Source organism: Flavobacterium koreense (assembly GCF_054776075.1).
Genome location: NZ_BAAHCF010000012.1, coordinates 1 through 2,164, shown reverse-complemented (window position 1 = coordinate 2,164; position 2,164 = coordinate 1). Strand labels below are relative to the sequence as shown.

Sequence of the window (2,164 nt, the reverse complement as noted above, 5' to 3'; positions counted from 1 at the left end):
AAGCTAACATTCAAGTTAGAGTTTACGACATGATAGGAAAACTAGTTGAGGACAAAATGATAAACGCTTCTGACATTCAAAACTTTGAATTAGGAAACCAATATCCATCAGGAGTTTACAATGTAATTGTATCTCAAGAGTCTAACACTAAAACGCTACGCGTTATTAAAAGATAGTTTCTAAATAAGAACTAAATAGTTTAAAACCTCCTCAAGAAATTGAGGAGGTTTTTTTATGGTTATAATTTCAAATTAATAATTTATTAAGCCAAAAACAATTATTTATTAACACGAAAACGATTTAGTTTACAGCATATTTATTTTTCTCGTTTTTTTAATTAACTTTACTTTGCCTCAGATTGTTTAATAATTAATAAATTTAAAAAATTAGATTATGAAAAAACAATTACAAAAAATTAAATTTAGTGCGTTTTTATGGATCATGCTATTTTATGTTTCTTTGTCATTCGCTCAAAGCGCAGGTTTTAATACAACTTTTGTTGTATTGTCTTTAAATGGAGGTGGTAACACCTACTATGATTTACAAGCTACTACTGGAAATCCTGATTTTAATGGCGCTAACTTAGGAACATTCTGTCAAGGATCTAGTGGTATTATTTTTAAAGGAGCCGAGCATAATAATTATAAGTGTGGTGGCTGCGATATAACAAGTACACAAATTTCTTATAGTGTATATTTAACCTCTGGACCTCAAGCATCTTTTTCAAATAGAAATATTGGATATACTTCTGATTTTGCGAATGGATGTGGTGGGAGAGATCAAAAATGGAGTAATGTTTCTTATAATGATAATATAATTTCAGGATATAATTTAGCTCCTGGTAATTATACTTTGGAAGTTTACTCTTCTCAAAATACTACTTGTTCTGGTGTTCAATTTGCTAGTAATGGAGGTGCTAATTATAAAGCTTATTTTACTGTTACACCATTACCAACTTTAGCTTCCATAACAGCAACTCCTGCTTGCGAAAATGGCACTTCATCTGTTACAATGACAGGTTTATTGCCAAGCACTTCTGGAACTTTTTATTATACTAATTCCATGACTGGCCCAATTCAATATCCTGTAAGTGGTACTTCTTCTGCTAGTGGTACGTTTACTTTTAATACACCAGCTTTACCATTAATTGCTAATGGTGCTATTATAACTATCGTTAGTGGAACGGTAGCTTCTACAGGTTGTTCAGTCGGATTTTCAGGAAAGACAGTGGCTGTTGTTGTCAATCCAAATGTTACTTATTATAGGGATTTTGATGGAGATGGTTTTGGTTCTTCAAGTAATACTCAAGTGTCTTGTACTGGAACACCTTTAGGATTTGTAACTAACAATTTAGATTCTAACGATAATTCATTGACTTATATTGATTTTGATGGTGATGGGTTTGGCTCAACAACATTTGCACCAAGCGGAGTAACTAACAATTTAGATACAAACGATAATTTATTGACTTATATTGATTTTGATGGTGATGGATTTGGCTCAACAACATTTGCGCCGAGTGGAGTAACTAATAGTTTAGATACAAACGATAATTCATTGACTTATATTGATTTTGATGGTGATGGGTTTGGCTCAACAACATTTGCACCAAGTGGAGTAACTAACAATTTAGATACAAACGACAATTTATTGACTTATATTGATTTTGATAATGACGGATTTGGTTCAACAGCATTTGCTCCAAGCGGTGTAACAAATACATTAGATTGTAATGATAATGAAGTTCGTTATTTAGATGCAGATAATGATGGATTTGGTTCAGTTACAATGACTATGGTTGCCTGTGGAGGAAGTTTATTCTCAACAGATTGCAACGATGCTAATGCTGCTATCAATCCAGGTGCAGTTGATGTATGTTACGACGGAATTGATAACGATTGTAATGGAGTTATTGACAATGCTTGTACACCAATTGTAAGTTCATTGCCATCAGGAACATGTGGTACAACTCTTGCAGGTTGGCACTCAACGGTTACTGCAAACTGGACAAATTTTGCTCAAGGATACAGATTCAAAATCACTAAAGTGGATATGAATACAAATGCACCAATTGCTGCACCTGTTATCATTGACAGACCAGTAAATAATATTTCATTGGCCAACGTTCCAGGAACGACTTACAACTCAAGATATATGTTTGAGA

Annotated in this window: 2 protein-coding genes; both read left to right on the top strand. The window is 33.1% G+C overall.

What is annotated here, in order from left to right:
* Positions 1-8: 8 nt before the first annotated feature.
* Positions 9-176, top strand: a complete 168-nt coding sequence (locus tag ACYU7A_RS06230) for a T9SS type A sorting domain-containing protein (RefSeq protein ID WP_460575405.1) — start codon at positions 9-11, stop codon at positions 174-176.
* 217 nt (positions 177-393) lie between these two features.
* A partial coding sequence (locus ACYU7A_RS06225) for a putative metal-binding motif-containing protein (protein WP_460575041.1) occupies positions 394-2,164 on the top strand: 1,771 nt, incomplete at its 3' end.